At 64.3% G+C, this 26,056-nt stretch carries 29 protein-coding genes and 2 pseudogenes; 12 read left to right on the top strand and 19 right to left on the bottom strand.

Features of this window, described 5'->3' with window-relative positions; genetic code table 11:
• The first annotated feature begins 75 nt into the window (after nt 1–75).
• Complete coding sequence (locus MMF98_RS18890; protein ID WP_243308479.1) at nt 76–1,002, top strand: phosphoglycerate mutase; 927 nt, start codon at nt 76–78, stop codon at nt 1,000–1,002.
• Nucleotides 999–2,708, top strand: a complete 1,710-nt coding sequence (gene recJ / locus MMF98_RS18885; protein ID WP_243308477.1) for a single-stranded-DNA-specific exonuclease RecJ — start codon at nt 999–1,001, stop codon at nt 2,706–2,708. Before MMF98_RS18890 ends, recJ begins: the two co-directional genes overlap by 4 nt.
• Nucleotides 2,709–2,909: 201 nt before the next feature.
• On the opposite strand, the gene MMF98_RS18880 is transcribed toward recJ, so the two are convergent.
• The 12 genes and pseudogenes from MMF98_RS18880 to MMF98_RS18830 form a co-directional block, all read right to left on the bottom strand.
• The gene (locus MMF98_RS18880) at nt 2,910–3,626 is read right to left on the bottom strand and encodes an ABC transporter ATP-binding protein (RefSeq protein WP_243308476.1); all 717 of its coding nucleotides are present in this window, start codon (nt 3,624–3,626) and stop codon (nt 2,910–2,912) included.
• Between the two features lie 14 nt (nt 3,627–3,640).
• The gene (locus MMF98_RS18875; protein ID WP_243308474.1) at nt 3,641–4,411 is read right to left on the bottom strand and encodes an ABC transporter ATP-binding protein; all 771 of its coding nucleotides are present in this window, start codon (nt 4,409–4,411) and stop codon (nt 3,641–3,643) included.
• Between the two features lie 10 nt (nt 4,412–4,421).
• A complete protein-coding gene (locus tag MMF98_RS18870) occupies nt 4,422–5,501 on the bottom strand; it encodes a branched-chain amino acid ABC transporter permease (protein WP_243308471.1) in 1,080 nt (359 codons plus the stop codon).
• Nucleotides 5,502–5,517: 16 nt separating this feature from the next.
• Entirely contained in the window at nt 5,518–6,447 is a 930-nt protein-coding gene (locus tag MMF98_RS18865; protein ID WP_243308704.1) for a branched-chain amino acid ABC transporter permease, read from the bottom strand.
• Between the two features lie 229 nt (nt 6,448–6,676).
• Nucleotides 6,677–6,829 (bottom strand): annotated as a pseudogene (locus MMF98_RS23745) (recombination factor protein RarA); the annotation flags it as partial.
• Nucleotides 6,822–7,102: pseudogene (locus MMF98_RS18860) on the bottom strand (transposase); the annotation flags it as partial. The pseudogenes MMF98_RS23745 and MMF98_RS18860, both read right to left, overlap by 8 nt.
• 112 nt (nt 7,103–7,214) lie before the next feature.
• Nucleotides 7,215–7,463 (bottom strand): hypothetical protein, encoded by a 249-nt coding sequence (locus MMF98_RS18855; protein WP_243308469.1) that lies wholly within the window; start codon nt 7,461–7,463, stop codon nt 7,215–7,217.
• Nucleotides 7,464–7,522: 59 nt separating this feature from the next.
• Nucleotides 7,523–7,756: a hypothetical protein gene (locus MMF98_RS18850; RefSeq protein ID WP_243308467.1), complete on the bottom strand. Its 234-nt coding sequence runs from the start codon at nt 7,754–7,756 to the stop codon at nt 7,523–7,525.
• 10 nt (nt 7,757–7,766) lie between these two features.
• Nucleotides 7,767–8,549 (bottom strand): hypothetical protein, encoded by a 783-nt coding sequence (locus MMF98_RS18845; protein WP_243308465.1) that lies wholly within the window; start codon nt 8,547–8,549, stop codon nt 7,767–7,769.
• Between the two features lie 46 nt (nt 8,550–8,595).
• On the bottom strand, nt 8,596–9,216 hold the full coding sequence (locus MMF98_RS18840) for a hypothetical protein (RefSeq protein ID WP_243308463.1): 621 nt from the start codon (nt 9,214–9,216) through the stop codon (nt 8,596–8,598).
• Complete coding sequence (locus MMF98_RS18835; RefSeq protein ID WP_243308461.1) at nt 9,213–10,526, bottom strand: replication-associated recombination protein A; 1,314 nt, start codon at nt 10,524–10,526, stop codon at nt 9,213–9,215. The genes MMF98_RS18840 and MMF98_RS18835 overlap by 4 nt, the downstream gene beginning before the upstream one ends.
• A complete protein-coding gene (locus MMF98_RS18830) occupies nt 10,519–10,965 on the bottom strand; it encodes an AAA family ATPase (RefSeq protein WP_341481318.1) in 447 nt (148 codons plus the stop codon). The genes MMF98_RS18835 and MMF98_RS18830 overlap by 8 nt, the downstream gene beginning before the upstream one ends.
• A 49-nt stretch (nt 10,966–11,014) precedes the next feature.
• On the opposite strand from MMF98_RS18830, the gene MMF98_RS18825 reads away from it, so the two are divergent.
• Nucleotides 11,015–11,386 carry a hypothetical protein gene (locus MMF98_RS18825; RefSeq protein WP_243308460.1) on the top strand — a complete coding sequence of 124 codons (372 nt, stop codon included), beginning with the start codon at nt 11,015–11,017 and terminating at the stop codon, nt 11,384–11,386.
• A gap of 3 nt (nt 11,387–11,389) precedes the next feature.
• Here MMF98_RS18825 and lolA read toward each other — a convergent pair whose 3' ends face one another.
• The 3 genes from lolA to MMF98_RS18810 are packed head-to-tail and all read right to left on the bottom strand — an operon-like array spanning nt 11,390 to nt 15,092.
• The gene (gene lolA / locus MMF98_RS18820) at nt 11,390–12,022 is read right to left on the bottom strand and encodes an outer membrane lipoprotein periplasmic chaperone LolA (protein WP_243308703.1); all 633 of its coding nucleotides are present in this window, start codon (nt 12,020–12,022) and stop codon (nt 11,390–11,392) included.
• A 25-nt stretch (nt 12,023–12,047) separates the two neighbouring features.
• Nucleotides 12,048–14,381 (bottom strand): DNA translocase FtsK, encoded by a 2,334-nt coding sequence (locus MMF98_RS18815; protein WP_243308459.1) that lies wholly within the window; start codon nt 14,379–14,381, stop codon nt 12,048–12,050.
• A gap of 36 nt (nt 14,382–14,417) precedes the next feature.
• On the bottom strand, nt 14,418–15,092 hold the full coding sequence (locus MMF98_RS18810; protein ID WP_243308458.1) for a Crp/Fnr family transcriptional regulator: 675 nt from the start codon (nt 15,090–15,092) through the stop codon (nt 14,418–14,420).
• Between the two features lie 152 nt (nt 15,093–15,244).
• Here MMF98_RS18810 and trxB point away from each other — a divergent pair, with 152 nt between their 5' ends.
• From trxB to rpmG, 3 genes are all read left to right on the top strand, one after another.
• Nucleotides 15,245–16,198: a thioredoxin-disulfide reductase gene (gene trxB, locus MMF98_RS18805; protein ID WP_243308457.1), complete on the top strand. Its 954-nt coding sequence runs from the start codon at nt 15,245–15,247 to the stop codon at nt 16,196–16,198.
• Between the two features lie 208 nt (nt 16,199–16,406).
• Nucleotides 16,407–16,640 (top strand): 50S ribosomal protein L28, encoded by a 234-nt coding sequence (rpmB, locus tag MMF98_RS18800; RefSeq protein WP_066704677.1) that lies wholly within the window; start codon nt 16,407–16,409, stop codon nt 16,638–16,640.
• A gap of 11 nt (nt 16,641–16,651) precedes the next feature.
• On the top strand, nt 16,652–16,819 hold the full coding sequence (gene rpmG, locus MMF98_RS18795; protein ID WP_243308456.1) for a 50S ribosomal protein L33: 168 nt from the start codon (nt 16,652–16,654) through the stop codon (nt 16,817–16,819).
• Between the two features lie 46 nt (nt 16,820–16,865).
• Here rpmG and MMF98_RS18790 read toward each other — a convergent pair whose 3' ends face one another.
• Complete coding sequence (locus tag MMF98_RS18790) at nt 16,866–18,371, bottom strand: aminotransferase-like domain-containing protein (RefSeq protein ID WP_243308455.1); 1,506 nt, start codon at nt 18,369–18,371, stop codon at nt 16,866–16,868.
• A 173-nt stretch (nt 18,372–18,544) separates the two neighbouring features.
• Here MMF98_RS18790 and MMF98_RS18785 point away from each other — a divergent pair, with 173 nt between their 5' ends.
• Both MMF98_RS18785 and MMF98_RS18780 read left to right on the top strand, forming a co-directional pair.
• A complete protein-coding gene (locus MMF98_RS18785) occupies nt 18,545–19,042 on the top strand; it encodes a RidA family protein (RefSeq protein WP_243308453.1) in 498 nt (165 codons plus the stop codon).
• Nucleotides 19,032–19,355, top strand: a complete 324-nt coding sequence (locus MMF98_RS18780; protein WP_243308449.1) for a hypothetical protein — start codon at nt 19,032–19,034, stop codon at nt 19,353–19,355. Before MMF98_RS18785 ends, MMF98_RS18780 begins: the two co-directional genes overlap by 11 nt.
• A 27-nt stretch (nt 19,356–19,382) precedes the next feature.
• Here the strand turns inward: MMF98_RS18780 and MMF98_RS18775 are convergent, their stop codons facing one another.
• Nucleotides 19,383–20,597, bottom strand: a complete 1,215-nt coding sequence (locus MMF98_RS18775; RefSeq protein ID WP_243308440.1) for a DesA family fatty acid desaturase — start codon at nt 20,595–20,597, stop codon at nt 19,383–19,385.
• Between the two features lie 155 nt (nt 20,598–20,752).
• Nucleotides 20,753–22,024 carry an RsmB/NOP family class I SAM-dependent RNA methyltransferase gene (locus MMF98_RS18770; protein ID WP_243308437.1) on the bottom strand — a complete coding sequence of 424 codons (1,272 nt, stop codon included), beginning with the start codon at nt 22,022–22,024 and terminating at the stop codon, nt 20,753–20,755.
• Between the two features lie 49 nt (nt 22,025–22,073).
• Here MMF98_RS18770 and MMF98_RS18765 point away from each other — a divergent pair, with 49 nt between their 5' ends.
• Nucleotides 22,074–22,331: a DUF1653 domain-containing protein gene (locus tag MMF98_RS18765; RefSeq protein WP_243308436.1), complete on the top strand. Its 258-nt coding sequence runs from the start codon at nt 22,074–22,076 to the stop codon at nt 22,329–22,331.
• Nucleotides 22,332–22,355: 24 nt separating this feature from the next.
• On the opposite strand, the gene purN is transcribed toward MMF98_RS18765, so the two are convergent.
• Nucleotides 22,356–22,937 carry a phosphoribosylglycinamide formyltransferase gene (purN, locus tag MMF98_RS18760; protein ID WP_243308433.1) on the bottom strand — a complete coding sequence of 194 codons (582 nt, stop codon included), beginning with the start codon at nt 22,935–22,937 and terminating at the stop codon, nt 22,356–22,358.
• Between purN and MMF98_RS18755 the strand changes: the two genes are divergently transcribed.
• Genes MMF98_RS18755 through MMF98_RS18745 form a run of 3 tightly spaced genes read left to right on the top strand, consistent with a single transcriptional unit; the run spans nt 22,927 to nt 25,998 of the window.
• On the top strand, nt 22,927–23,646 hold the full coding sequence (locus tag MMF98_RS18755) for a YceH family protein (RefSeq protein WP_279343719.1): 720 nt from the start codon (nt 22,927–22,929) through the stop codon (nt 23,644–23,646). The genes purN and MMF98_RS18755 overlap by 11 nt on opposite strands.
• A 43-nt stretch (nt 23,647–23,689) precedes the next feature.
• The gene (locus MMF98_RS18750) at nt 23,690–24,871 is read left to right on the top strand and encodes an acyl-CoA dehydrogenase family protein (protein WP_243308431.1); all 1,182 of its coding nucleotides are present in this window, start codon (nt 23,690–23,692) and stop codon (nt 24,869–24,871) included.
• An 11-nt stretch (nt 24,872–24,882) separates the two neighbouring features.
• Nucleotides 24,883–25,998, top strand: a complete 1,116-nt coding sequence (locus MMF98_RS18745; RefSeq protein WP_243308428.1) for an acyl-CoA dehydrogenase family protein — start codon at nt 24,883–24,885, stop codon at nt 25,996–25,998.
• Nucleotides 25,999–26,056 lie beyond the last annotated feature (58 nt).

Below are 26,056 nucleotides of genomic sequence, written 5' to 3'. Positions count from 1 at the left end.
GCTGCCAGGAAAGGAGGTCGTCGGCCAAAAGAAGGTCATGCCTGGCTGGATTGTGGCATCCCGGACAATCACCCCATGCACCTCCTGATTCCGTTCGCCTCCGGCAGCGCCCCAGCCTGCCAGCAGGCCCTGCGCTCGCTGGCCCTGCCGCACCTCGACCGGCTGCTGGCGCGCCTGACCCCCGCCGCGGCCGACGCCGGCGACGACTACACGCTGTCGCCGCCCCACGAGCGGGCGCTGGCCCGCGCCCTGGGCCTGGTGGCCGGCGACGGGCAGATCCCCTGGGCCGCCTGGCAGGCCGGGGCCGATGCCGGCGACCAGGCCTGGGCCTGGATCACGCCCTGCCACTGGCGCGTCGGCACCGAGCAGATCAGCATGGGCGACCCCGAGGCGCTGCAGCTGCAGGAGGCCGAGTCGCAGGCCCTGCTGGCGGCCATGCAGCCGTTCTTCGAGGAAGACGGCGTGGCCCTGGCCTACCGGCAACCCACGCGCTGGCTGGCGCGCGGCGAGGTGTTCCGCGGCCTGCCCACGGCCTCGCTGGACCGCGTGATGGGCCGCCCCATCGACCTCTGGATGCCCAAGCTGCCGCAGGCCCGGGCCCTGCGCCGCCTGCAGAACGAGATGCAGATGCTGCTCTACACCCACGCCGTGAACGACGCGCGTGAACAGCGCGGCCTGCTGCCCGTCAATTCGTTCTGGGTCAGCGGCACCGGCGCCCTGCAGCAGCCGCCCCGGCCCGGGCCGGGGCCGACCGTGCCGCAGAGCCTGGCGCAGGCCGCCCTGCGGGAGGACTGGGCCGCCTGGACGCAGGCCTGGCAGCAGCTCGACGCCACGCAGGGCGCCGCGCTGCTGGCGGCGCTGGACCGCGGCGAGGCCGTGACGCTGACCCTGTGCGGCGAACGCAGCGCCCAGGCCTTTGAAACCGTGGCGCGCGGCCTTTGGCAGCGGATTTCAAGCCATTTCGGCCGCACGTCCGCACGCACGGTTCTTGAGGCGCTATGAAAATAATAGCAAGAGAAGTTCCCCCTCGCGCCGCCTGGGCGCTGGAGCAGGCCGGCGTCCATCCCCTGCTGGCGCGCCTGTATGCCGCGCGCGGCGTCTGTGCCAAGGAAGAGCTGGACGACGGCCTGGCGCGCCTGCTGCCGCCCGAGGGCCTCAAGGGCGCGGCCGAGGCCGCCGTGCTGCTGGCCGATGCGATGGCGGCCGGCAAGCGCCTGTGCATCGTGGCCGACTACGACTGCGACGGCGCCACGGCCTGCGCCGTCGGCCTGCGCGGCCTGCGCCTGCTGGGCGCGCAGCGGCTGGGCTACATCGTGCCCGACCGCGTGATCGACGGCTACGGCCTCACCCCGCCGATCGCGCAGCGCGTGAAGGACAGCGGCGCCGACGTGCTGATCACGGTGGACAACGGCATCGCCAGCGTGGCCGGCGTGGCCGCCGCGCAGGCGCTCGGGCTGCAGGTGCTGGTGACCGACCACCACCTGCCCGCCGCCGAGCTGCCCGCGGCCGACGTGATCGTCAACCCCAACCAGCCGGGCTGCGGCTTCGAGAGCAAGCACATCGCCGGCGTCGGCGTGATGTTCTACGTGCTGCTGGCGCTGCGCTCGGAGCTGCGCGCGCGCGGCGTGTTCGATGCGGCCAGCCAGCCCCGGCTCGACCCCCTGCTGCCGCTGGTGGCCCTGGGCACGGTGGCCGACGTGGTGAGGCTCGACGCCAACAACCGCCGCCTGGTGGCACAGGGCCTCAGGCGCATCCGGGCCGGCGCGCTGCCGGCCGGCCTGGCCGGCCTGTTCACGGCCGCGGGCCGCCAGGCCCGGGCCGCCACCACCTTCGACTTCGGCTTCGCGCTGGGCCCGCGCATCAATGCCGCCGGCCGCCTGGCCGACATGACGCTGGGCATCGAGTGCCTGCTGACCGACGACGCGGCGCGCGCCGACGAGCTCGCGCGCACGCTGGACGGCATCAACCGCGAGCGGCGCGAGATCGAGGGCGGCATGCGCGACCAGGCGTTCCTGATCGCCGAATCGCTGTTCGGCGAAGCGGATGCGCCGCCGCCCGCGCTGTGCGTGTTCGACCCCGATTTCCATGAAGGCGTGGTCGGCATCGTGGCCTCGCGGCTCAAGGACCGGCTGCACCGCCCGACCTTCGTCTTCGCCACCAGCCAGGCGCCGGGCAAGGAGCACGAGCTCAAGGGCTCGGGCCGCTCGATCCCGGGCTTTCACCTGCGCGACGCGCTCGACCTCGTGGCCAAGCGCCACCCCGGGGTGCTGCTGCGCTTCGGCGGCCACGCCATGGCGGCGGGCTGCACGGTGGAGCAGGCGCAGCTCGAGCGGTTCGAGCAAGCGCTGAGCCAGGTGGCCCAGGAATGGCTCGATGCCGCCACGCTGACGCGCCGGCTCGACACCGACGGCCCGCTGGCGCCCGAATACCGCCGCGCCGACATGGTGGACACGCTGCACCGCGAGGTCTGGGGCCAGGGCTTCGCGCCGCCGACGTTCAGCGAAGAGGTGGAGGTGCTGTCGCAGCGCCTGGTGGGCGAGAAGCACCTGGCGCTCAAGCTGCGCCACCAGGGCCAGCCGGTGGACGGCATCTGGTTCGGCCACACCGACCCGCTGCCGGCGCGCGTGAAGCTCGCCTTCCGCCTCGATGCGGACGAATGGCAGGGCGTGCGGCGCGTGCGCTTCCTGGTCGAAGGCGCGGAGCTTTGACGGCCACGGTTGCTTCAAAATTGATAGCAAACAATGACCGCCCCACCTGGACCTTGGCCTGATTTTGTTTGAAAAACCGGCTCGCAGGCCGTGTAGGGACGTTCGGGGCTGCCGCGAAGCCGGCTGAACCGGGCCGCTGGCTGCCCCCTTCTGCCAGATGAAGGCCGCAGGCGCCGCCCCGCAGCATGCCGAGCCTGGAGGCTACTCCCCGAGGTAGGCCGCGCGGACTTTCGGGTCGCTCAGCATTTCCTTGGCATCGCCCGACATGGTGATGATGCCCGACTCCATCACGTAGCTGCGGTCGGCGATCTGCAGCGCGCGGCTGGCGTTCTGCTCGACCAGCAGGATGGTCACGCCCTGGGCCGAGACGTCGCGCACTACCTCGAAGATCTTGTCCACCATGATGGGCGACAGGCCCATCGAGGGCTCGTCCAGCAGCAGCACCTTGGGGCGGCTCATGAGCGCCCGGCCCATGGCCAGCATCTGCTGCTCGCCGCCGGACATGGTGCCGGCCAGCTGGTCCTTGCGCTCCTTGAGGCGCGGGAAGATGGTGAACACCCGCTCGACGTCCTGCGCGATGGCGGGCTTGTCGCTGCGCACATAGGCGCCCATCATCAGGTTCTCGGTGATGCTCATGCGGGTGAACACGCCACGGCCTTCCGGCACCATGGCCAGGCCCTGGCGCACCAGGTCCCACGGCCCCTGGCCGTGGATGCTCTTGCCCAGGTATTCGATGTCGCCGTCGCTCAGCGCCAGCGTGCCGGTGATGGCCTTCATGGTGGTGGTCTTGCCCGCGCCGTTGGAGCCGATCAGCGACACCAGCTCGCCCTCGCGCACCTCGAAGTCCACGCCCTTGACGGCCTGGATGCCGCCGTAGGCCACCTTCAGGCCACTGACTTTCAAAAGAGTATTGCTCATCCGTGTTCTCCCGCTCAGTGGCCGCCGGTGCCGAGGTAGGCCTCGATCACCTTCTCGTTCTTCTGCACGTCGTAGGGCGTGCCTTCGGCGATCTGCTTGCCATAGTCGAGCACGGTGACGCGGTCGCACAGGCCCATGACGAGCTTCACGTCGTGCTCGATCAGCAGGATGGTGCGGTTGTCGTGGCGGATGCGGTCGATCAGCTCGCGCAGCATGACCTTCTCGGTGGCGTTCATGCCGGCCGCGGGTTCGTCCAGCGCGATGAGCTGCGGGTCGGTGGCCAGCGCGCGCGCGATCTCCAGGCGGCGCTGGTCCCCGTAGCTGAGGGTGCGGGCCTTGTAGTCGGTGTACTTGCCGATGCCCACGTAGTCCAGCAGCTCCTGCGCGCGCTTGGCGATCGCGGCCTCCTCGGCCTTGAAGCCCGGGGTGCGGAAGATCGCGCCGAGCAGCCCCGATCCGGTGCGGATGTGGCGGCCCACCATCACGTTCTCGAGCGCCGTCATCTCGGCGAACAGGCGGATGTTCTGGAAGGTGCGCGCGATGCCGGCCTTGGCCACCTCGTGCACCGCGGAGGGCTGGTAGGGCTTGCCTGCCAGCTCGAAGCTGCCGCTGTCGGGCGTGTAGAGGCCCGTGATGACATTGAAGAAGGTGGTCTTGCCCGCGCCGTTGGGGCCGATCAGCCCGTAGACCTGGCCGCGTTCGATGGTGATGCCCACATCGCTGAGGGCCTGCAGGCCGCCGAAGCGTTTGGAGATGCCGGCGACTTTGAGTACGGTTTCTGCCATGTCGCGCTCCTCACTTCGCCTTCAGGGATTTGCCATGCTCGGGCGAAGGCCACAAGCCGCGCGGCCGCAGCAGCATCACCACAATCATGGCCAGGGCGATCAGCAACTGGCGCAGGATGGCGGAGTCGAGCCGGCCGTCGGTCATGGCCTGCAGCGGGCCGGCCACATAGCGCAGCACCTCGGGCAGCGCGGCCAGCAGCACCGCGCCCAGGATCACGCCGGGCAGGTGGCCGATGCCGCCGAGCACCACCATGGCGACGATCATCACCGACTCCATCAGGCTGAACGACTCGGGCGACACGAAGCCCTGGAAGGCGGCGAACATCGAGCCCGACACGCCGCCGAAGGTGGCGCCCATGCCGAAGGCCAGCAGCTTCATGTTGCGGGTGTTGATGCCCATGGCCTTGGCCGCGATCTCGTCCTCGCGGATCGCCATCCAGGCGCGGCCGATGCGCGACAGCTCGAGCCGGTGGCAGATGATGACGCTCACCACCACCAGCGCCAGGAACAGGTAGTAGTACAGCGTGACCGAGGAAATCTCGAAGCTGCCGATCGACAGCCGCTTGCCCAGGTCGAGCCCGAAGAACTTGATCGAGTCGATCTGGCCCAGCCCCTTGGGGCCGTTGGTGATGTTGACCGGGTGGTCCAGGTTGTTCAGGAACACGCGGATGATCTCGCCGAAGCCCAGCGTCACGATGGCCAGGTAGTCGCCGCGCAGCTTGAGCGTGGGCGCCCCCAGCAGCACGCCGAGCACGCCGGCCAGCGCGGCCCCCGCCGGAATCACGAGCCACAGCGGCGTGTGCAGCCCGTTGGGGAACATCGCCGCGAACCAGGGGAAGGTTTCCGTCAGGTGCGGCGAGGCCATCAGGCCGAACATGTAGGCGCCCACGGCGAAGAAGGCCACATAGCCCAGGTCGAGCAGGCCGGCGTAGCCCACCACGATGTTCAGCCCCAGCGCCAGCAGCACGTACAGCAGCGCCACGTCGGCGATGCGCACCCAGGCGTTGCCCGCGCTCTGCAGGATCAGCGGCAGGATCAGCAGCGCCACGGCCGAGACCAGGATGACCACCAGCTTGTTTTGTTGTTTCATCGTCATTCTCCCGGGGTCAGGCACGGTCCGCCACACGCTCGCCGAGCAGGCCCGAGGGCCGCAGCGTGAGCATGATGATCAGCACGATGAAGGCGAAGATGTCGGAGTAGTTGCTGCCCAGCACGCCGCCCGTGATCGTGCCGATGTAGCCCGAGCCGATCGATTCGATCAGCCCCAGCAGGATGCCGCCGACCACCGCGCCCGCCAGGTTGCCGATGCCGCCGAACACGGCCGCCGTGAAGGCCTTGAGGCCGGGCAGGAAGCCCATGGTGTGCTGTACCGTGCCGTAGTTGGAGGCGTACATCATGCCGGCGATCGTGGCCAGCACGGCGCCGATGATGAAGGTGGCCGAGATCACCATGTCGGGCTTCACGCCCATCAGGGCCGCCACCCGCGGGTTCTCGGCCGTGGCGCGCATCGCGCGGCCGAGCTTGGTGTAGTTCACGAGGTACATCAGCACCGCCAGCGATATCGCCGTCACGCCCAGGATCATGATCTGGGTGGGTGTGATCACGGCCCCGGCGATGTTGAACGGCGCGCTCGGCAGCAAGGTGGGATAGGGCTTGTAGTTCGGCTTCCAGATGATCATGGCCAGCGTCTGCAGCAGGATCGACATGCCGATGGCCGTGATCAGCGGCGCCAGCTTGGGGCTGTTGCGCAGCGGCCGGTAGGCCACCTTCTCGATCACGAAATTCAGCGTGGCGGCCACCACGCAGGCGATCACCATGGCGATCATCAGGATGACCCATCCGGGTGCGCCGGGCATGGCGTCCCGCATGAGGCCGATGATCGACCAACTGGTCAGTGCCCCGACCATCAGCACTTCGCCATGCGCAAAATTGATGAGGTTGATGATGCCGTACACCATGGTGTAGCCCAACGCTACCAAGGCATACATGCTGCCCAGGACCAGACCGTTGATGATCTGCTGCAGCAGGATTTCCATAAACATTCTCCGTTTTGTAACCGGCCCACGAGCCAAGTTGTCTGAACCAGGCTTTTTGATCGACAGACCCGCCTTGTGAGCACGATCTGCCATCTAGCAAAAAACCCGCCAGGATCCTGCAGTGGCGGGTTTGTGGTCGGGATTGTAGCCAAGGGTTACGAGGCCAAAAACGCTGATTTAACGGGGTTTACCCTTGAAATGAAAGCCGATCAGCGGCATTTGATCGGAATCAGTTTTTCTGATCATTCAGTTTCTTCAGTTCGCGGAGCTTATCGGCAATCCGGATCTCCAGGCCGCGCTCCACCGGGCGGTAGAACTGGGGTGCGGCCATGCCCTCGGGCCAGTAGCGCTCCCCGGCCGCAAAGCCGCCTTCCTCGTCGTGCGGGCGCGCTCACCACTTTTTTCCTAAGGCTTCTTTCGTCACCTCGTTTTCAAGCAGGGCTTCGGCCAGCAGCCGCTTGAGCCGTCTGTTTTCGGTTTCCAACTCCTCCAGGCGTTTGGCATCGGACACGCTCATGCCACCAAACTTGCTGCGCCAGGGGTAATCGCTGGCCTCGGAGAAACCGTACCGCCGGCACAGCTCGGCCACCGGCAAGCCCGATTCGGCTTCCCGCAGGAAGCCAATGATCTGTTCTTCCGTAAATCTCTTCTTCATGTCCAATCTCCTGTTGCATGGGATTGGACTCCCAACTCACCTGCTACTCAAATCCGGGGGGACGTCGCATTCACAAAAATAAAGCAGGTATGAAAAAAGCACCCGAAGGTGCTTATTGGTTCTTTTGCTTCATTTCTTGTTTGGCCCGTTCAATCAACCTATCAAGAAACTGTTTGCTTTCCTTGGAGTGAAGCAGCTCATCCCAAAGCTTCTGACATGCCAAGTTCATACAATTCTGGCTATTGACCCTCACACCTTGAGTCTTCACCAGTTCAGAAACCCATGTGAGACTTTCAACTGTCAGAGGAACCTTTTCATTGCTTTCATCATTGAAGACCACAGCAATGACTTCAAGACCCATTTCATTCTCATGCAGTCCAAAAACGAATCGCTTGATTGACTTGTCAGTATTTAGATTCATTATTCGTAGCTGGCGGTGATTTCGTTCACTTCCAGCCTCACATGCTCAGGATTATCTACATCCTTCCATTCATTGAGAATAGATAGCTCCAAATGAATGCTGGCATCTTGTGCTTCAAAGCTACCATTCCTGATACCCTCAATGAGTCGTTCCTTCATGCCCTCTGGAACATGCAGCATCAGCAGGTTTCTATCGCCACTATTGCGAACATAGATTTCAATTTGCTTCTTCATTGTCTGCCTTCTACTTCTCAAGAATCTTCAAAAGCACTTCATGAAACTCAGGGTCATCACCTTCCCTCAATGCAAGTTCTGGTGAAAGATATGGTGCAGGACACCAACTCACTTCCTCTTCATTATGCAGTGGATGAGGAAATTTTGGAGCCCCATTCTTGAAGGAGGCCAGGAGTTCTTCAACACTCAGCTTCTTGTCATCCAAGGCCATGCAAGCTGGGCATTGCTTGCCAGAGCAAACCACCTTCATCTTGGCTGAACCTTCTTGCTGTGCTTTTCGCATTGCTGTGTAGGTGCGCCCCAGGTCCTGAACAAGCTTCTCAGCCAGGTAGGTATCACAGAAGAGAATCAAGGCATCTTTTGCTTCACCATGCTTGTATGAATATGGCTGGGTGAATTCAAACAGCACTGTCCATAGCTCTCTACCTTGCCCATCTTTCAGATAGGGATCAGGCAGCAGTCCAAAGCTTGAGAAGGTGGGAACCACATCCCTCAAGAAGTCTTCTTTGGTTAGAGCATATGGCTCTGGTTGAACATACTCAGTCTTAACAAGCTCACCAGCAGCAGCCTTCTGAAGATTGATGTCAATCTTCTTGCGGATATCACCTATGGTCTTTGACCACTGCTCAGGTGTTGGGTCTTCACCTTCAGGCAGGTATCTTTGAATGACCCATTCAGCAGCTAGATAGTGATCTTCAGCAGTGAACTCTTCAGGAGGCTTATTCTCAAGATAGACCTTCTTTTCTTCAAGCTCAGAAGCAGACCACCGCCTAAAAGCTTCATGGCTTCCCATGCCTATTGTCTTTTTTATTCTACTGAAGAGTCCCATGCTTGCTCACTCAAGTTTTTGACTGGATACGAAGCATTCCGCCATTCTGGTCAAACTTCACCAGCATGTCATGGACTCTTATCATTTCATCCAAGATTGGCTGAACATGGTGCCGCTCACCTAGAACCTGATAGATACCATCATTAAGGTAGTAGGCTCTGAAAATATGGTGAGGGACTTCTGTATCTTCTGGCTTATCAAGAATAAGGCTTGGGAAAATTTGCCCAACAATGCCATCTTCAAGGTAGCGATCCAGCCGTTCATCAAAATGCTCTATGGCATTCCGAAGCTGCTTATCAAAAAGAGGGCTTTTCTCATCCACTTGAAAAACCCTGCACAAGTGAGCAGCACGTTTTTGGTGAATGTCCTTCTTTTCTTTCTTCATTCCACCAAACGAGGGAAAGAAGTATCTTGCAACTGCACCACTATGGTTGATGAAGTTTTGCAAGCAATCCAGTAGCTCATCTTTGCTGTCTTGAGGCCCAATCTTCCCAGCCGAGATGACTTCAATGTATTTGGAAGCTCTTTCACATGCTTGAAGTGCCGACGAGGTGTTGAAGAGCATGGATTGAATATAGAAGGCTTGGTAAGGCCCGTGAATGGAAAATTCACCTTCATGCTCAACAATCATTTATCCCCCTTGCCAGCTTCTTCATCCCATTTCTTCAGCAGAGCCAGCTTTTCACCAATCTTGATCTCTAACCCTCTAGGCACTGGCTGATACCAACCAGGTTCTTCTATGCCGTCAGGAAGATAGGTTTCACCAGCAGCATAGGCATTGGGCTCATCATGAGCATATCGGTATTCATGCCCATAGCCCAGTTCCTTCATCAGCTTGGTAGGTGCATTTCTAAGGTGAACAGGAACCTCACGGCTCTTGTCTTGCTTCACAAAGGCTCTTGCTTGGTTGTAGGCGTTGTATCCAGCATTGCTCTTAGCAGCTACAGCCAGATAGATAACTGCTTGACCAAGGGCTAGTTCACCTTCTGGACTTCCAAGCCGCTCAAAGGTCAGTGCTGCATCATTGGCTATCTGCATGGCTCTTGGATCAGCAAGCCCAATGTCTTCCCAAGCCATACGAACAATTCTTCTGGACAGATACCTTGGGTCAGCACCACCGTCCAACATTCTTGTCAGCCAATAGAGTGCTGCATCTGGATTGGAACCACGAACAGACTTGTGCAAAGCAGAAATCTGGTCATAGAAGTTGTCTCCACCTTTATCAAAACGCCTTGAATTCAAGGTCAAAGCATTCTGGATGAAGTCACTATCAACCTTCTGAACACCAGCAGCACCAGCAGCCGTTTTGCACTGTTCAAGCAGGTTCAAGAACCTTCTGGCATCACCGTCTGCATAGCCAATGATGGTATCTACTGCTTTATCTTCAAACTGAAGCTCACCAAGGGCACCTTCTTCTTGCACCCGCTTCAAGAGCAGCTTCAATTCCTCTTCTGTCAGTGACTTCAGCACATAGACCTGAGCACGTGACAGCAGAGCCGAGTTCACCTCAAAAGAAGGGTTCTCAGTGGTAGCACCAATAAAGGTGAACAGCCCTGATTCCACATGAGGCAACAGGGCATCTTGTTGAGACTTATTGAATCTGTGAATTTCGTCTACGAACAAGATGGTGTTCTTGCCCTGCGCAAGATATTGCCTCGCTTGATCCATTGCTTCTCTGATGTCTTTGACACCAGACAACACGGCAGACAGGGCTATGAACTCACACTTGAAGGCTGTAGCTGTGAGCCGTGCCAAGGTGGTTTTACCAACACCGGGCGGCCCCCAAAAAATCATGGAGTGTGGTTTTCCAGACTGGAAAGCCAGTCTCAGAGGCTTGCCTTCACCCAGCAAGTGAGACTGCCCAATGACCTCGTCCAAGGTCTTGGGGCGAAGGGCTTCAGCCAGTGGTGCAGCAGGCTCTTGTGCGAACAAATCAGGCATGGTTTCCCACCTCAGAACAATGGGGAAGCCCAAAAATTTGCACAACGACCTTCCTAAGTATCTGATTTATATGGTGGTTGACAGCTTTGTTGAAGCGGTGCACCTCATCCACGAACACGATGGTGCGGCGCCCGCCGCTGCCCATGATGCCCTGCGCCACCTGGGCCTGCTCTACGGCCTCGCGGATGTCCTTCACGCCGCCCAGGACGGCGCTGATGGTGATGAACTGCGCGTCGAACGCATCGGCCATCAACCGGGCGATGGTGGTCTTGCCCACGCCCGGCGGCCCCCACAGGATGCAGCTGTGGGGCTGGCCCGACTCGAAGGCGATGCGCAGCGGCATGCCCTCGCCCAGCAGGTGCTGCTGGCCGATGACCTCCCCCAGGGTTTTGGGACGCAGGCGTTCAGCCAGGGGGGTGTGGTTCGCAGCGGTGCTCACGGGTCGGTCTTCGAGGTTGCAGGGGACACAGTTTATAGTCCTGCGGCATATGGATGCCTCTCTCGTGCCCGTCCTGTCCGCCCTGCTCGGCGCCGCCGTGGGCGGCGGCATCAGCTACCTGCTGAACCGCCAGCAGTTCAACCACCAGATCAAGGTGCTGCACGAACAGAACAAGGCCGAATTCATGGCCGAGGAAACGGCGCGCCACTTTCTGAGCCACAAGAGCTTCACCGACCGCTCGTTCGAGACGCTGCGGAAAAACCTGGGCGGGTTCGAGGACGACGAGTTGCGCAGGATCCTGGTGCGCGCCGGCGCCATCCGGGTCTACCGCGAGGACGGCAGCGAGTGGTGGCGCCTGCTCTCGCGCATGGACGAGTTCATCGAGCGCAAGGAGCTCGAGCGGATCGCCCGCGAGATCTGAAGCCTACTGCTTCAGCACGTCGGCGCCCGCCGGCGGCTTGAACTGGAAGGCGCCCGCACCCAGCGCGGGATTGACCTCCACCTTGCTGAAGCTGATCAGCGAGCGCTGGCCGAAGCTGTCCATGATTTCAAGCGCGGCCAGTTCGTCCACCTTGAAGCCCACCCGCACGCTTTGCAACTGCCCATCCTTGGCCTTGGGCGTGGCCAGCACCCATTGCAGGCCGTCCCTGTCGGGCTCGGACTGGAGGTTGAAGTCGGCCTGCAGGCCGCGCAGATCGGGGGCCGCGGCGATCAGGGCCGCCGGCGTGGAGCCCAGCGCCATCGACTGCTGGCGCTGCGTCACCTGGTTCAGGTCGGCATCGTAGAGCCACAGCGTCTGGCCATCGGCCACGATGGTCTGCTCGAACGGCTTCCTGTAGACGAACTTGAAACGGTTGGGCCGCAGGAACTCGAAACTGCCGCTGGACGTCCGGGCCTTGGTGGCTTGCCCGTCCTTGGGCGGCGACGTCACCACCTGGGTGAATTCGGCGCGGCCGGACTTGGCCGTCCGCATGAAGGCCTCCAGGCTTTCCAGCCCGCCAGCCCAGGCACTGCCGGCGCCAAGCGCTATCAACAACAGAGCGAATCGTTTGTTCATCATCAGGGGGCTTCCATGCGGCGCATCATTCTGCCCGCGCAGGGGTCAGGATCTCGCGCTGGCCGCTGCCGCTCATGGCGCTGACCAGCCCGGCCTTCTCCATATCCTCCACCAGGCGCGCGGCGCGGTTGTAACCGATCTTCAGGTGCCGCTGCACCAGCGAGATGCTGGCCTTGCGGTTCTTCAGCACCACTTCCACCGCCTGGTCGTACATCGGGTCCTTCTCGCCGCCTTCACCGCCGCCGTCCCCGAGCAGGTCGCCCTCGCCATCGACCGTGCCGCCTTCGAGCACGCCCTCGATGTAGTTGGGTTCGCCGCCCTGCTCCTTGAGGTAGTGCACCACGCGATGGACTTCCTCGTCGCTCACGAAGGCGCCGTGCACGCGGATCGGCAGGCCGGTGCCGCTGGGCATGTAGAGCATGTCGCCCATGCCCAGCAGCGCCTCGGCCCCCATCTGGTCGAGGATGGTGCGGCTGTCGATCTTGCTCGACACCTGGAACGCGATGCGGGTCGGGATGTTGGCCTTGATCAAGCCCGTGATCACGTCCACGCTGGGACGCTGCGTGGCCAGGATCAGGTGGATGCCGGCGGCACGCGCCTTCTGCGCCAGGCGGGCGATCAGTTCCTCGATCTTCTTGCCGACCACCATCATCAGGTCGGCCAGTTCATCGATCACCACCACGATGTGCGGCAGGCGCTCCAGCGGCTCGGGCGAGTCCGGCGTGAGCGAGAACGGGTTGTAGATGAACTGTTCCTTGGCCTTGGCTTCGTCGATCTTGTGGTTGTAGCCAGCCAGGTTGCGCACGCCCAGCTTGCTCATCAGCTTGTAGCGGCGCTCCATCTCGGCCACGCACCAGTTGAGGCCGTGGGCGGCCTGGCGCATGTCGGTCACCACCGGCGCCAGCAGGTGCGGGATGCCCTCGTAGACCGACATTTCGAGCATCTTCGGGTCGATCATCAGCAGGCGCACGTCGCGCGCCTCGGCCTTGTAGAGCAGCGACAGGATCATCGCGTTGATCCCCACCGATTTGCCCGACCCCGTGGTGCCGGCCACCAGCACGTGGGGCATCTTGGCGAGGTCGGCCACCACGGCATTGCCCACGATGTCCTTGCCCAGCCCCATGGTGAGCATCGACTTGGCTTCGTTGTAGGCCTGCGAACCGAGAATTTCGGAGAGGCGGATCGACTGCCGCTTGGCGTTGGGCAGCTCCAGCGCCATGTAGTTCTTGCCGGGAATGGTCTCGATCACGCGGATCGACACCAGGCTCAGGCTGCGCGCCAGATCCTTGGCGAGGTTGACGACCTGCGAGCCCTTGACCCCCGTGGCCGGCTCGATCTCGTAGCGCGTGATCACCGGCCCCGGCGAGGCCAGCACCACGCGCACCTCGACGCCGAAGTCCTTGAGCTTCTTCTCGATCAGCCGCGAGGTCATCTCCAGCGTCTCGGGCGACACGGTTTCCTGGCGCGTCTGCGCACCGTCCAGCAGGTCGACCTGCGGCAGCTTGCTGTCGGGCAGTTCGGTGAACAGCGGCTTCTGGCGCTCCTTGGCCACGCGCTCGCTCTTGGGCAGGTCCACCAGCACCGGCTCGATCAGCACCGGGGTGGGATGGTGCTCCTCGATCTCGATGCGTTCTTCATGCACCACTTCCTCGCGCTCGCGCGCGGCGCGCTTGCCCACGGCCAGGTCTTCGGCGATCTCTCGCTTCTCGCGCCGCGACTCGACGAACGAATCAACCCACGCTCCCACGCGCTCGGCCACGTGGCTCCAGGAAAAACGGAACACCAGCGCGGCACCGATCACGCCCAGCGCAATACACACCAGCCCGGCGCCCGTGAAGCCCAGCCATTTGACGCTGGCCGGCCCGGTGAGATACCCCAGCACGCCGCCCGCGTGGTCGGGCAGGCGCGTCTCGAAGCGGTACATGCGCGACCATTCGAGCGCGGTGCTGGCGCAAAGCAGCACGGCCAGGCCAAGCCAGAAAGCAGTGCGGCTCGCGGAAAAACGGCCCGCATCGGGCTCCTGCACTGCCTGGCCGCCGCGCATCCAGCGCGCCAGGGTGGCCAGCCAGGCGCGCACGCCGGCCGCAAAGCACCACCACACGGAAAAACCCAGCAGGAAATAGCTCACGTCCGATAGCCAGGCCCCCAGGCGGCCGCCCCAGTTGCGGACCGGCCCGCCGATGCCCGACGTGGACCAGGCGGCGTCCTGAAGGGAATGGCTGAGCAGCGCCATCAGCCAGAACACCAGCGCCACGCCCCCCGCGATCAGGCCGATTTCATGGGCAAAGCGCCCCACGCCCGATCGGGAAGGGCTGGCTGCGCCAGAGGATGAATTCAGGGTATTGAGAGAGTAAGTCATGGGCAAGGCATGAGCTTACCCCAGGCGCCGAGGCGGTCAGGCCAGTGTGGAAAGCCGTTCCTTGACCAGCATCGAGCCGTTGTCCTGGGTTTCGACGAAGCCCCGCTCCTCGAGGTCCTTCATGACGCGGCTAACCATTTCGCGGGAAGCGCCCACCATCTTGGCAATGTCCTGGCGCGAAATCTTGTCCCGGATCAGCATCTGGCCTTCGCGGTCGGGCTGGGCGAACTCCAGCAGCACATGGGCCACCCGGCCGTACACGTCCATCAGCGCCAGGGATTCGATCTTCCGGTCGGCATGGCGCAGGCGCTGCACCAGCCCCTTCATGATGGCGTAGGCCATCGAGCTGTTTTCAGGCAGGCAGCGCGCAAACTCGGTCCGCCCGAGCACCAGCACGTCGGTCTGGATTTCGGCACGCACGGTGGCCGAGTGCGGCTCGTTGTCGATCAGGCTCATTTCGCCGATGTAGTCGCCCGGCTGCATGGTGGCCAGGATCACTTCGCGGCCGCGGTTGTCTGCCGTCACCACGCGCGCACGGCCCGTCAGGAGGATGAACAGCGCATTGGATTTCTTGCCCTGCTCGACGATCAGTTCGCCGCGCTTGAGGCGCCGCTTGACGACGGCGTCGGCCACGGCCTCGGCCTGGACCGCCGTCAGCATCGCGAACAGAGGCACTCGACGGATCAGTTCCAGATTGGACAACATCGACATCTTTATCTCCTCCTCATACCACGCTGCATGATGGGTTCTTACAATCGCACGGATTGAAAATCCAAACCTGACAGCGCCTTCCACAGGTTGATACTCGGCTCATAGTCCCAAACTGTACACCGCGCCGCCTTGTCATCCATACATGTTTTACCATGACTAACATAAAACACGCGAAAGTTCTCATCCTGGGCTCCGGTCCGGCGGGCTACACCGCCGCCGTCTATGCCGCCCGCGCCAACCTCAACCCGATGCTGATCACCGGCATCGCGCAGGGAGGCCAGCTGATGACCACGACCGATGTGGACAACTGGCCCGCCGACGTGCAGGGCGTTCAGGGCCCGGACCTGATGCAGCGCTTTCTGGAGCACGCCGAGCGGTTCAAGACCGACATTGTGTTCGACCACATCAGCTCGGTCGATCTCAGCAAGCGCCCCTTCACCCTCAAGGGCGACAGCGGCGAGTACACCTGCGATTCACTGATCATCGCCACCGGCGCCTCGGCCAAGTACCTCGGACTCGAATCAGAGACTGCCTTCATGGGCAAAGGCGTCTCGGGCTGCGCCACCTGCGACGGCTTCTTCTACCGCGACCAGGTCTGCTGCGTGATCGGCGGCGGCAACACCGCGGTCGAGGAAGCGCTGTACCTGTCCAACATCGCGCGCAAGGTCTACCTCGTGCACCGGCGCGACAAGTTCAAGGCCGAGCCCATCCTGGTCGACAAGGTCATGGAAAAGGTCAAGGCCGGCAAGATCGAACTCAAGCTGTTCAACACGCTCGACCAGGTGCTGGGCGATGCCAGCGGCGTGACCGGCGTGCGCCTGAAGAACACCCAGACCGGCGCCACCGAGGACCTCGAACTCAAGGGCTGCTTCATTGCCATCGGCCATGCGCCCAACACCGAGATCTTCCAGGGCCAGCTCGACATGAAGGATGGCTACATTGTCACCCGCTCGGGGCTGCAGGGTTTCGCGACCATGACCAGCGTGCCCGGCGTGTTCGCCGCCGGCGACGTGCAGGACCATGTCTACCGCCAGGCCATCACCAGCGCCGGCACGGGCTGCATGGCCGCGCTCGATGCCCAGCGCTTCCTCGAACAGCAGGATTGAGAAAACTCGGCCCCAGGCCTGAGCGCGCGCATTTTGGCGGATACCGGGCGGAAATCCGGACCGCGCTATAATGTAGGGCTTTGCTGAATCCAGCTGGTGCCGTTGTGCCGGCTTTCCGGCAGCAAATACAGGGTTACCGCCACCCTTTCTTCTGGCGAGGTGAGGCCCTCACGTGAGTGACGGCTGTTGAAAATATCGGAGTGTCCTCATGGCACGCGTATGTGAAGTCACGGGCAAGGGCCCGATGGTGGGCAACAATGTGTCCCACGCCAACAACAAAACCAAGCGCCGGTTCCTGCCGAACCTGCAATATCGCCGCTTCTGGGTCGAGAGCGAGAACCGCTGGGTGCGCCTGCGCGTCTCCAGCGCCGCCCTGCGCCTGATCGACAAGAACGGCATCGATTCCGTGCTCGCAGACCTGCGTGCACGTGGCCAAGCCTAAGGAGAACGATCATGGCAAAAGGCGGACGCGAAAAAATCAAGCTGGAATCCACGGCCGGCACCGGTCACTTCTACACGACCGACAAGAACAAGAAAACCATGCCCGAGAAGATGGCGATCATGAAGTTCGATCCCAAGGCTCGCAAGCATGTGGAATACAAGGAAATCAAGCTGAAGTGATTCGGCGCCATTCCTTCGAAAAAAGCCGCTCACCGAGCGGCTTTTTTCATGCGCGCCCGGCTCCCGCGAGCTGGCCGAGCGTGCGCAGGGCCCCGTCGACGCCGTCCGTGAAGGCCAGCGCGCAGCTCAGGCGCAGGAAGCCGTCATAGCGCGCCGTGTTGGAGAACATCGCGCCGGGGGCGATGCGGATGCCCTGGCGCAGCGCCTGCTCGAACAGCGACGACGATGACACGCCGTCGGGCAACTGGATCCACAGGCTCAGCCCGCCCGGCGGCAGGCGCAGCCGCGTGCCGGCGGGAAAGTAGCGCGCGATCGCCTGGGCCATGCGTTCGCGCTGGCTGCGCAGGCGGGGCCGCAGCCGCAGCAGATGCCGCTCGAAGGCCGGCGCCGCGGTCCAGCGCGCGGCCAGCAGCTGGCCCAGGGTGTTCGTGTTGCGGCTTTGCGCGAACTTGAGCATCTGCACCCGCTCATGCCATCGCCCGCCTGTCATCCAGCCCTGGCGCAGGCCTGGAGCCAGGGTTTTGTTGAGCGATTCGCAGTAGATCACATGCCCTGAAACATCCCAGGCCTTGATCGGCCGCGGCGGTTCGGCCGCCTCGACCAACAGGCGGTAGGAGTCGTCCTCCACCAGCGCCAGGCCGTGCTGGGCGCAGAACTTGACCAGCGCCGCCTTGTGGCCGTCGGGCATCAGGGTGCCCAGGGGCATCTGCAGGTCCGGCACCACGACCACGGCCCGCAGGCGGGGCTCGGTGCGCACGGCCAGGTCCAGCGCCTCCAGCGAAATCCCGGTGTGCTGGCTGCAGGGAATCTCCAGCGTCTTCAGGCCCAGCGACTCGATCCCCTGCAGCAGGCCATAGTAGGTGGGCGACTCGACCGCCACCACGTCGCCCGGCTGCGCCACGGCCGCCAGGGCGAGGTGCACCGCCTCGGTGTTGCCCGAGGTGGCCATCACATCCTGCGGTGCCAGCCGCATCCCCGCCTTCAGGGCGCGGTGCGCCATGGCCGCCTGGAACTCGGGGTGGGTGCCCGCGGTGGAGCGGCCCACGGCCAGGATGCCGGGCTGCTCCCGCAGCAGCGCCGCGGCGCTCCGGTTCATCCACCGGGTGTCGAACAGTTCCTCGCCGGGGGTGGCGCCGCCCAGGTCCACCCGGATGTCGGCGCGCCGGCCGCTTTCCACCAGCAGCGAGATCCGTTCATTGATCCCGGTGAAGCGCGCGCCGGCGTGGCCGTCGCCGGCCTGAAATGGCTCCCGCAGGTCGGGATCGGACATCTCCTCGAGCGCCGGAGTCCCTGCGTTGCGCACGAAGTAGCCGACGCGCGGGCGGGCTTCAAGCCAGCCGCGTTCCTCCAGCACGCGCAAGGTCTGCAGCGCCGTGGACAGGCTCACGGCATGCCGGCGCATCAGCTCGCGCACCGAGGGCATGCGCATGCCCAGGCGGAGCGCATTCTTTTCAATGGCCTCGCGGTAGTGGGCGGCCAACTGCTGGTAGATCGGGGCTTCGGGCGTGTGCGGCATGGGCAATGGAGAGCGCATCTGTATTCGCGTGGCCATGATGAACGCCTTTTCTGTATCGAAACAGATACACGACGGTCAAAAAACAACCATAACAGACGCCATTTTTCCTGCCTGCTGCGCGAGGAATGGCCCTGTGTTGTGCCTGTCCGCCCAGGCGACCTGCGCGTATCTTGGAGGCTGGGAATCAACCTTTTCAGGAGCGCACTGCCATGCAATCTTCACGTCAGGAACAGTTCAACCGCATTGCCGCAGAACTGGGCTACAGCTTCGAGGGCGAGATCCGGATCGGCGGCCGCTACGTCTCGGTGGTGGCGCATGAGCGCACGGTCTACGTCAGCGGCCAGTTGCCGCGGGTGGGCGACACCGTCATCGCCACCGGCCGCGTGGGCGCCGAAACCACGCTGGAGCAGGCACAACGGGGCGCCCAGGTCAGCGTGCTGCGGGCCCTGGCGCTGCTGCGCCAGTCGCTCGGCAGCCTGGACCGGATCGAGCGCATCCTGCGTGTGGGTGTGTACGTCCAGTCTGCGCCAGACTTTGTCGCTCAAAGCGAGGTGGCCGATGCCGCGTCGGACGTCCTGTACGCGGTGCTGGGGCCGGCGGGCAGCCACACGCGAACCTCGGTCGGCGTCTACCAGCTGCCGAAAAACGCCGCGGTGGAAATCGACCTGGTGGCCAGCGCCACCGCGGGAGCCGGCGATGGCGCATGAATACCGGCTGCACACGGGCCAGGACATCGCGCTGGCCCTGCCGGCAGGCGCCGAAGTCTTTTGTGCCGCGGGCGCCTTGCGGCTGACCACTACGCCCAGCCTGCCGGGCGACAGCCCCTGGGCGGGACCGCACCACCTCTTGCCAGGCCAGGGCTGGCGCACCGAGCAGGCCGTCCTGCTGACGCTCGAAGCCGCGCAGCCCTCGCGCTGCCGGGTGACTGGCACGCCGCAGGCCTCTGCGCCAAGCGCACAGCCCGCCGCACGTAAAAACAGCCTGCTCCTTTGGGGACGCAGGCTGTTGGGCGCGTACTAGGCGTCGCTGGACGCCGCCGCCGGACTGTTACGAGTGGGCGGCGCGCAGCTTCCGTGAAAACTGCTGGAGCTGGGCGATGCCGCTTTCCTCGGCGCGGTGGCACCAGGCCTGCAGGTCGGCAGCGAGTTGCTCGCGCGAGTGCGAGGTGTTGAGCCACATCTGGCGCAGCTCTTCGCGCATGGTCACCATCTTGTCGAGCACCGGATGGGCAGCACGGGCCTGCGCCAGTTGCGGGCGCGCCATGGCCGGCACCTTGTCGTCGTCGCGGTGCATCCAGCGCTTGGCGGACTGGAGCGCCGACAGGTCGCCCTGCTTGGCCTTGAGCAGTTCGAGCTCCTGCTTGCAGGTCTGGCGCACGCCGCGCGCGTAGCCGGCCATGACTTCGTAGCGATTGGCGATCAGCGCCTCGAGCGTCTTCTCGTCGGCCACCGGCTTGATGGCGCCGAGCCGCATCTTGGGCGGTACCTTCTTGACCTTGGCCCAGCCGATCTTCTGCATCAGGCTGATGTAGACCCAGCCGATGTCGAACTCGTACTTCTTGACCGAGAACTTGGCCGAGGTCGGGTAGGTGTGGTGGTTGTTGTGCAGTTCCTCGCCACCGATGATCACGCCCCAGGGCGAGATGTTGGTGCTGGCGTCGGGTGCCTCGAAGTTGCGATAGCCCCAGTAGTGGCCGATGCCGTTGATGATGCCGGCGGCGGTGATCGGGATCCAGAGCATCTGCACGGCCCACACGGCCGCGCCGACGGCGCCGAACAGCGCCAGGTCCAGGATCAGCGTCAGGCCCACGCCCTGCCAGCCGTAGCGCGTGTAGACGTTGCGCTCCATCCAGTCGTCGGGCGTGCCGTGGCCGAACTTGGCCAGGGTGTCCTGGTTCTTGGCCTCGGCGCGGTACAGCTCGGAGCCGCGCCACAGCACGGTGTCGATGCCGCGGGTCTGCGGGCTGTGCGGGTCTTCCTCGGTTTCGCACTTGGCGTGGTGCTTGCGGTGGATGGCCACCCATTCCTTGGTCACCATGCCGGTGCCGAGCCACAGCCAGAAGCGGAAGAAATGCGAGGGGATGGGCCCTAGGTCCATGGCACGGTGGGCCTGCGTGCGGTGCAGGAAGATCGTCACGGCGGCAATGGTGACGTGCGTGGTGACGAGCGTGTACAGAACGATCTGCCACCAGGCGATGTTCCACAGCCCGTGTCCGAGCCAATCGATGGCCGCGTTCAGCACGGCCCAGTCAGGTAACAACATAGGTCAATCAGTCTCTCGTTATCGGTCATAGCGCCATTCGGCATTCCGCCCGTCGTAGATGGGACCGGCCCGAATGGTTTGCAAGCATTTTAGGTTGCGGGGCCCTCGAATGGGGGCTTCTCCCACAATTCCTGCTGGATTGGTAGTTCTTTTTTCTACGTTTTCACCCAGGCTGCGGCGAAAAAACCGTCGGTGCCGTGGCGGTGCGGCCAGAGCCGGAGGTACTCGGCGCCCGTTTGCGGGCCAGCGCACAGGCCGGCGGCGCCCTCCACTTTCAGATTGGACAGGATTTCGCCCACCGGAAGTGGGCTGAACTCTCTATGCGCTTCGGTGAAGGCCTGGGCGATGGCTTCGTTCTCCTGCGGCAGCACGCTGCAGGTGGCGTACACGAGACGTCCGCCGGGCTTGAGCAGGCGTGCCGCGCTTTGCAGGATGGCGGCCTGCTTGAGCGTGAGTTCCTGCACCGACTGGGGCGACTGGCGCCATTTCAGGTCCGGGTTGCGACGCAGCGTGCCGAGGCCCGAACAGGGCGCATCGACCAGCACGCGGTCGATCTTGCCGGCCAGCCGCTTGATGCGCTCGTCGCGCTCATGCGCGATCGCCGCCGGATGGACGTTGGACAACCCGCTGCGCGCCAGCCGCGGCTTGAGCGCGTCGAGCCGGTGGGCCGAGGTGTCGAAGGCATAGAGGCGCCCGGTGTTGCGCATGGCCGCGCCGATGGCCAGCGTCTTGCCGCCGGCGCCGGCACAGAAATCCACCACCATCTCGCCGCGCTTGGCCTCCAGCAGCAGGGCCAGCAGCTGCGAGCCCTCGTCCTGCACCTCGATGGCGCCGCGCACGAAGGCGTCGAGCTTGGTCAGCGCCGGTTTGCCTTCCAGCCGCAGGCCCCAGGGCGAGTACGGGGTTGCCACCGATTTGATGGCGGCACGGACCAGCTCCTTCTGGACGTCCGCTCGTTTCTCCGTCAGGGCATTGACGCGCAGGTCGAGCGCGGCGCCCTGGTTCAGGCTGTCCACCAGGGGCCAGAACTCGGCGCCCAGCTGCTCCTTCAGCGGCTGGACCAGCCATTCGGGCAGGTTGTGGCGGTGCCGCTCCAGCAGGTCGGCCGTCACGACGGCATCGCACTGGTCGAGCCAGTTTCTTTCCTGGTCGCTCAGGGCGCTCTTGAGAAAATCGCGCGGGCCGTGAAAGCCGAGGATGGCCAGGCGGCGCTCGCGGGGGCCGCTGCCCGAGGGCGCGAAATGCTCGAACAGCAGCTTCTTGCGCAGCACGGTGTAGACGGTTTCGGCCAGCGTGGCGCGTTCGCGCGGGCCCAGGGCCCGGTGTTCACGGAAGTAGCGCGACACCACGGCATCGGCCGGGTGCTCGAAAGGAAGGGTGAGCTTGACGAGTTCGGCACAGGCGTCGAGCAGGGCTTTAGGATGCATGGTCCGTATTGTCCCACCCCACTCTCTTTCCACCCTTCTGCTTCACCCGATGGCCCTGCCCGAAGAACCCCTGCCCGCCCTCGTGCTCACCCCGCCAGGCCTGTACCGCCACTACAAGGGCCTGATGTACGAAGTGATCGGCACCGTGCGCCACAGCGAGACGCTGGAGCCGATGACGCTGTACCGCGCGCTCTACGGCGAACGCGGCCTGTGGGTGCGGCCGGCGGCGATGTTTCTTGAAACCGTGGAGGTCGATGGCCTGCGGCAGCCGCGTTTCACCCTGATTTCCAATCAAATCACCCGATAGTCCGCGTCGGGCGGTCCTTGGCTGCTATCGTTTTTGAAGCAGACTGGCCACCGCCTGCGGATAGATCACGTGCTCCTGGGTCAGCACGCGCGCGGCCAGCGTGTCGGCCGTGTCGTCGGGCAGCACGGGCACCACGGCCTGCGCCAGGATCGGCCCGTGGTCGAGTTCGGCCGTCACCTGGTGCACCGTGACGCCCGCGACGCGGCAGCCCGCGTCGATGGCGCGCTGGTGCGTGTGCAGGCCCGGGAAGGCCGGCAGCAGCGAGGGATGGATGTTGACCAGCCGGCCCTCGTAGCGCGCCACGAAGCCCGGCGTGAGGATGCGCATGAAGCCCGCCAGCACCACCAGCGCGGGCTGATGCCGGTCGATCACCGCGGCCAGCGCCTCGTCAAATGCCTCGCGCGAGCCGAAAGCCTTGTGGTCCACCACCTCGGCGGCAATGCCCTGCTCGCGCGCGAAGGCCAGCCCGCCGGCGGCGGCCTTGTTGCTCACCACGGCCGCCACGCGCGCACCGAACCGGTCCTGCCAGCCCTCGCGCTGCGCGGCGCGCACGATGGCCGCCATGTTGGAGCCGCCGCCAGAGATCAAAATCACGATGTTCTTCATACCTCACGGAATTATCACCTTGCGAATCCTCTCCCCCGTTGAAATGCGCGTGCTCGGCACGCTGATGGAAAAAGCCCGCACCGTGCCCGACAGCTACCCGCTGACGCTCAACATGGTGGTCGCCGGTTGCAACCAGAAGACCAGCCGCGACCCGCTGATGAGCATCGACGAGGCGCAGGCCCAGTTGGCGCTGGATGCCCTCAAGTCCATCGCGCTCGTATTCGAATCCAGCGGCGGGCGCGCCACGCGCTACGAGCACAACTTCCAGCGCGTCGCCGGCGTGCCGGAGCAGTCGGCCGCGCTGCTGGGCCTGCTGATGCTGCGCGGGCCGCAGACCTCGGGCGAACTGCGCATCAACACCGAACGCTGGCACCGCTTTGCCGACATCTCCTCGGTCGAGGGCTTCCTGGAAGAGATGCAGGACCGCCCGGAAGACAAGGGCGGCCCGCTGGTGGTGAAGCTGCCGCGCGCCCCGGGGGCGCGCGAACAGCGCTGGGCGCATCTGCTGGGCGGGCCCGTCGAGGCCGCCGCGTCGGCGCCGGCGGCCGGCGGCAGCGCACCGGGCGATGGGGCGGCGCTCTCCACCGGCGAGCTGGCGCACCTGCAGACGCGCCTGGGCGCGCTCGAGGCCGAGGTGTCGCAGTTGCGTGGTACGGTGCAAAGACTGTGCGCCGAACTGGGCCTGTCGCAACCCGGACAGACCGAATAGTACGGTCGTGCTAAAACACAGGGCTTCTCTGGAGACTTATCCCATGGACTTGGCTTTTACCCCCGAAGAACAGAAGTTCCGCGAGGACATCCGCGCCTGGGTGCGCGAGAACCTGCCGCAGGACATTTCGCACAAGGTGCACAACGCCCTGCGCCTGACGCGCGACGACCTGCAGCGCTGGGCCAAGATCCTGGGCAAGAAGGGCTGGCTCGGCCATGCCTGGCCCACGGCCTTCGGCGGCCCGGGCTGGAACGCGGTGCAAAAGCACCTGTTCGAGGAAGAGTGCGCGCTGGCCGGCGCCCCGCGCGTGGTGCCCTTCGGCCCGGTGATGGTGGCGCCCGTGATCATGGCCTTCGGCAACGCCGAGCAGCAAAAGCGCTTCTTGCCCGGCATCGCCAGCGGCGAAGTCTGGTGGAGCCAGGGCTACAGCGAGCCGGGCTCGGGCTCGGACCTGGCCTCGGTCAAGACCCGCGCCGAGCGCCAGGGCGACAAATACATCGTGAACGGCCAGAAGACCTGGACCACGCTGGGCCAGTACGGCGACTGGATGTTCAACCTCGTGCGCACCTCCACCGAGGGCAAGCCGCAGACCGGCATCAGCTTCCTGCTGCTGGACATGAAGTCGCCCGGCGTCACCGTGCGGCCGATCAAACTGCTGGATGGCGAGTGCGAGGTCAACGAGGTGTTCTTCGACAACGTCGAGGTACCGGCCGAGAACCTGATCGGCGAAGAGAACAAGGGCTGGACCTACGCCAAGCACCTGCTCAGCCATGAGCGCACCAACATCGCCGACGTGAACCGCGCCAAGCGCGAGCTCGAGCGCCTCAAGCGCATCGCCAAGGCCGAAGGGATGTACGACGACCCGCGCTTTCGCGACGAGATCGCCAAGCTCGAGGTCGACGTGGTGGCGCTCGAGATGCTGGTGCTGCGCGTGCTCTCGGCCGAGAAATCGGGCAAGAACTCACTGGACATCGCCGGCCTGCTCAAGATCCGCGGCAGCGAGATCCAGCAGCGCTACAGCGAGCTCATGATGCTGGCCGCCGGCCCGTTCAGCCTGCCCTTCATCGAGGAGGCCATGGAAGCCGGCTGGCAGGGCAACTTCCCCGGCGGCGTCACGGCCAACGCGCCGCTGGCCTCGACCTACTTCAACATGCGCAAGACCACGATCTACGGCGGCAGCAACGAAGTGCAGCGCAACATCGTGGCTCAAACCGTACTCGGCTGAGGAGACAAGACATGGATTTCGATTTCACCGACGACCAGGAACAACTGCGCGACGCCGTGCGCAAATGGGTCGACAAGGGCTACGGCTTCGAGCGCCGCCGCGGCATCGTGAAGGAAGGCGGCTTCTCGCGCGCAGCCTATGGCGAGCTGGCCGAGCTGGGCCTGACCGGCCTCTACATCGGCGAGGACGATGGCGGCCTCGGCATGGGCCCGGTCGAGGGCATGGTGGTGATGGAGGAGCTCGGCCGCGGCATCGTGCTCGAGCCGCTGGCCCAGGCGCTGATCGCGGGCGGCGTGCTCTCGGGCTATGCGCCGCAGGCGCTGAAGGCGGCCTGGCTGCCCGGCATCGCCGGCGGCGAGAAGTTGGTGGTGCTGGCCTGGCAGGAGCGCAAGGCCCGCTACCGGCTCGACGTTTGCGAGGCCCAGGCCACGCAGGTCCAGGCGGGCTGGACATTGAACGCTATCAAAAGCATAGTGCCCGCGGGCGACCAGGCCGATGCCTTCCTGGTGCCGGCCACCGTCGGCGGCAAGATCGCCCTGTTCCTGGTGGAGCGCGGCGCCGCCGGCGTGGCCACCCGCGGCTACGGCACGCAGGACGGCAGCCGCGCCGCCGAGCTGAGCCTGAAAGACGCACCCGCCAGCCTCGTCACGCTCGACGGCCTCGCGGCGCTGGAGCATGCGGTGGACATCGGCATCGCCGCCGCCTGCGCCGAAGCCGTGGGCGTGCTCGACAAGACGCTGGCCATCACGGTGGAGTACATGAACCAGCGCAAGCAGTTCGGTGTCACCATCGCCAGCTTCCAGGCGCTGCGCCACCGCGTGGCCGACATGAAGATGCAGCTGGAGCTGGCCCGCTCGATGAGCTACTACGCCAGCCTCAAGCTCAACGCCCCGGCCGACGAGCGCCGCCGCGCGCTGGCCCGCGCCAAGTACCAGCTCGGCAACTCGATGCGCTTCGTCGGCCAGCAGGCGGTGCAATTGCATGGCGGCATCGGCGTGACCGACGAGTACATCGTGAGCCACTACTTCAAGAAGCTCACGCAGTTGGAAATGACGTTCGGTGATACGCTGCACCACCTCGGGGAAGTCTCGCAGCGGATGCAGGACACGGCGGGCGTGTTCGCGTGACGCTATCGTTTCGGTAGCGCCCAAAGCCCGCAGCACCTGGACCTGCGGGCTTTTTTAC

The organism is Variovorax terrae (assembly GCF_022809125.1).
Taxonomy (GTDB): domain Bacteria; phylum Pseudomonadota; class Gammaproteobacteria; order Burkholderiales; family Burkholderiaceae_C; genus Variovorax_A; species Variovorax_A terrae.
Note: the sequence above shows the minus strand (reverse complement) of the source record. Positions and strands in the feature narration are given on the sequence as shown.

Coding starts and splice junctions, on each gene's coding strand:
- MMF98_RS18890 (WP_243308479.1), top strand. CDS start 76: ATGCACCTCCTGATTCCGTTCGCCTCCGGCAGCGCCCCAGCCTGCCAG.
- recJ (WP_243308477.1), top strand. CDS start 999: ATGAAAATAATAGCAAGAGAAGTTCCCCCTCGCGCCGCCTGGGCGCTG.
- MMF98_RS18880 (WP_243308476.1), bottom strand. CDS start 3,626: ATGAGCAATACTCTTTTGAAAGTCAGTGGCCTGAAGGTGGCCTACGGC.
- MMF98_RS18875 (WP_243308474.1), bottom strand. CDS start 4,411: ATGGCAGAAACCGTACTCAAAGTCGCCGGCATCTCCAAACGCTTCGGC.
- MMF98_RS18870 (WP_243308471.1), bottom strand. CDS start 5,501: ATGAAACAACAAAACAAGCTGGTGGTCATCCTGGTCTCGGCCGTGGCG.
- MMF98_RS18865 (WP_243308704.1), bottom strand. CDS start 6,447: ATGGAAATCCTGCTGCAGCAGATCATCAACGGTCTGGTCCTGGGCAGC.
- MMF98_RS18855 (WP_243308469.1), bottom strand. CDS start 7,463: ATGGGTCTTGAAGTCATTGCTGTGGTCTTCAATGATGAAAGCAATGAA.
- MMF98_RS18850 (WP_243308467.1), bottom strand. CDS start 7,756: ATGAAGAAGCAAATTGAAATCTATGTTCGCAATAGTGGCGATAGAAAC.
- MMF98_RS18845 (WP_243308465.1), bottom strand. CDS start 8,549: ATGGGAAGCCATGAAGCTTTTAGGCGGTGGTCTGCTTCTGAGCTTGAA.
- MMF98_RS18840 (WP_243308463.1), bottom strand. CDS start 9,216: ATGATTGTTGAGCATGAAGGTGAATTTTCCATTCACGGGCCTTACCAA.
- MMF98_RS18835 (WP_243308461.1), bottom strand. CDS start 10,526: ATGCCTGATTTGTTCGCACAAGAGCCTGCTGCACCACTGGCTGAAGCC.
- MMF98_RS18825 (WP_243308460.1), top strand. CDS start 11,015: ATGGATGCCTCTCTCGTGCCCGTCCTGTCCGCCCTGCTCGGCGCCGCC.
- lolA (WP_243308703.1), bottom strand. CDS start 12,022: ATGAACAAACGATTCGCTCTGTTGTTGATAGCGCTTGGCGCCGGCAGT.
- MMF98_RS18815 (WP_243308459.1), bottom strand. CDS start 14,381: ATGACTTACTCTCTCAATACCCTGAATTCATCCTCTGGCGCAGCCAGC.
- MMF98_RS18810 (WP_243308458.1), bottom strand. CDS start 15,092: ATGTCGATGTTGTCCAATCTGGAACTGATCCGTCGAGTGCCTCTGTTC.
- trxB (WP_243308457.1), top strand. CDS start 15,245: ATGACTAACATAAAACACGCGAAAGTTCTCATCCTGGGCTCCGGTCCG.
- rpmB (WP_066704677.1), top strand. CDS start 16,407: ATGGCACGCGTATGTGAAGTCACGGGCAAGGGCCCGATGGTGGGCAAC.
- rpmG (WP_243308456.1), top strand. CDS start 16,652: ATGGCAAAAGGCGGACGCGAAAAAATCAAGCTGGAATCCACGGCCGGC.
- MMF98_RS18790 (WP_243308455.1), bottom strand. CDS start 18,371: ATGGCCACGCGAATACAGATGCGCTCTCCATTGCCCATGCCGCACACG.
- MMF98_RS18785 (WP_243308453.1), top strand. CDS start 18,545: ATGCAATCTTCACGTCAGGAACAGTTCAACCGCATTGCCGCAGAACTG.
- MMF98_RS18780 (WP_243308449.1), top strand. CDS start 19,032: ATGGCGCATGAATACCGGCTGCACACGGGCCAGGACATCGCGCTGGCC.
- MMF98_RS18775 (WP_243308440.1), bottom strand. CDS start 20,597: ATGTTGTTACCTGACTGGGCCGTGCTGAACGCGGCCATCGATTGGCTC.
- MMF98_RS18770 (WP_243308437.1), bottom strand. CDS start 22,024: ATGCATCCTAAAGCCCTGCTCGACGCCTGTGCCGAACTCGTCAAGCTC.
- MMF98_RS18765 (WP_243308436.1), top strand. CDS start 22,074: ATGGCCCTGCCCGAAGAACCCCTGCCCGCCCTCGTGCTCACCCCGCCA.
- MMF98_RS18755 (WP_279343719.1), top strand. CDS start 22,927: ATGTTCTTCATACCTCACGGAATTATCACCTTGCGAATCCTCTCCCCC.
- purN (WP_243308433.1), bottom strand. CDS start 22,937: ATGAAGAACATCGTGATTTTGATCTCTGGCGGCGGCTCCAACATGGCG.
- MMF98_RS18750 (WP_243308431.1), top strand. CDS start 23,690: ATGGACTTGGCTTTTACCCCCGAAGAACAGAAGTTCCGCGAGGACATC.
- MMF98_RS18745 (WP_243308428.1), top strand. CDS start 24,883: ATGGATTTCGATTTCACCGACGACCAGGAACAACTGCGCGACGCCGTG.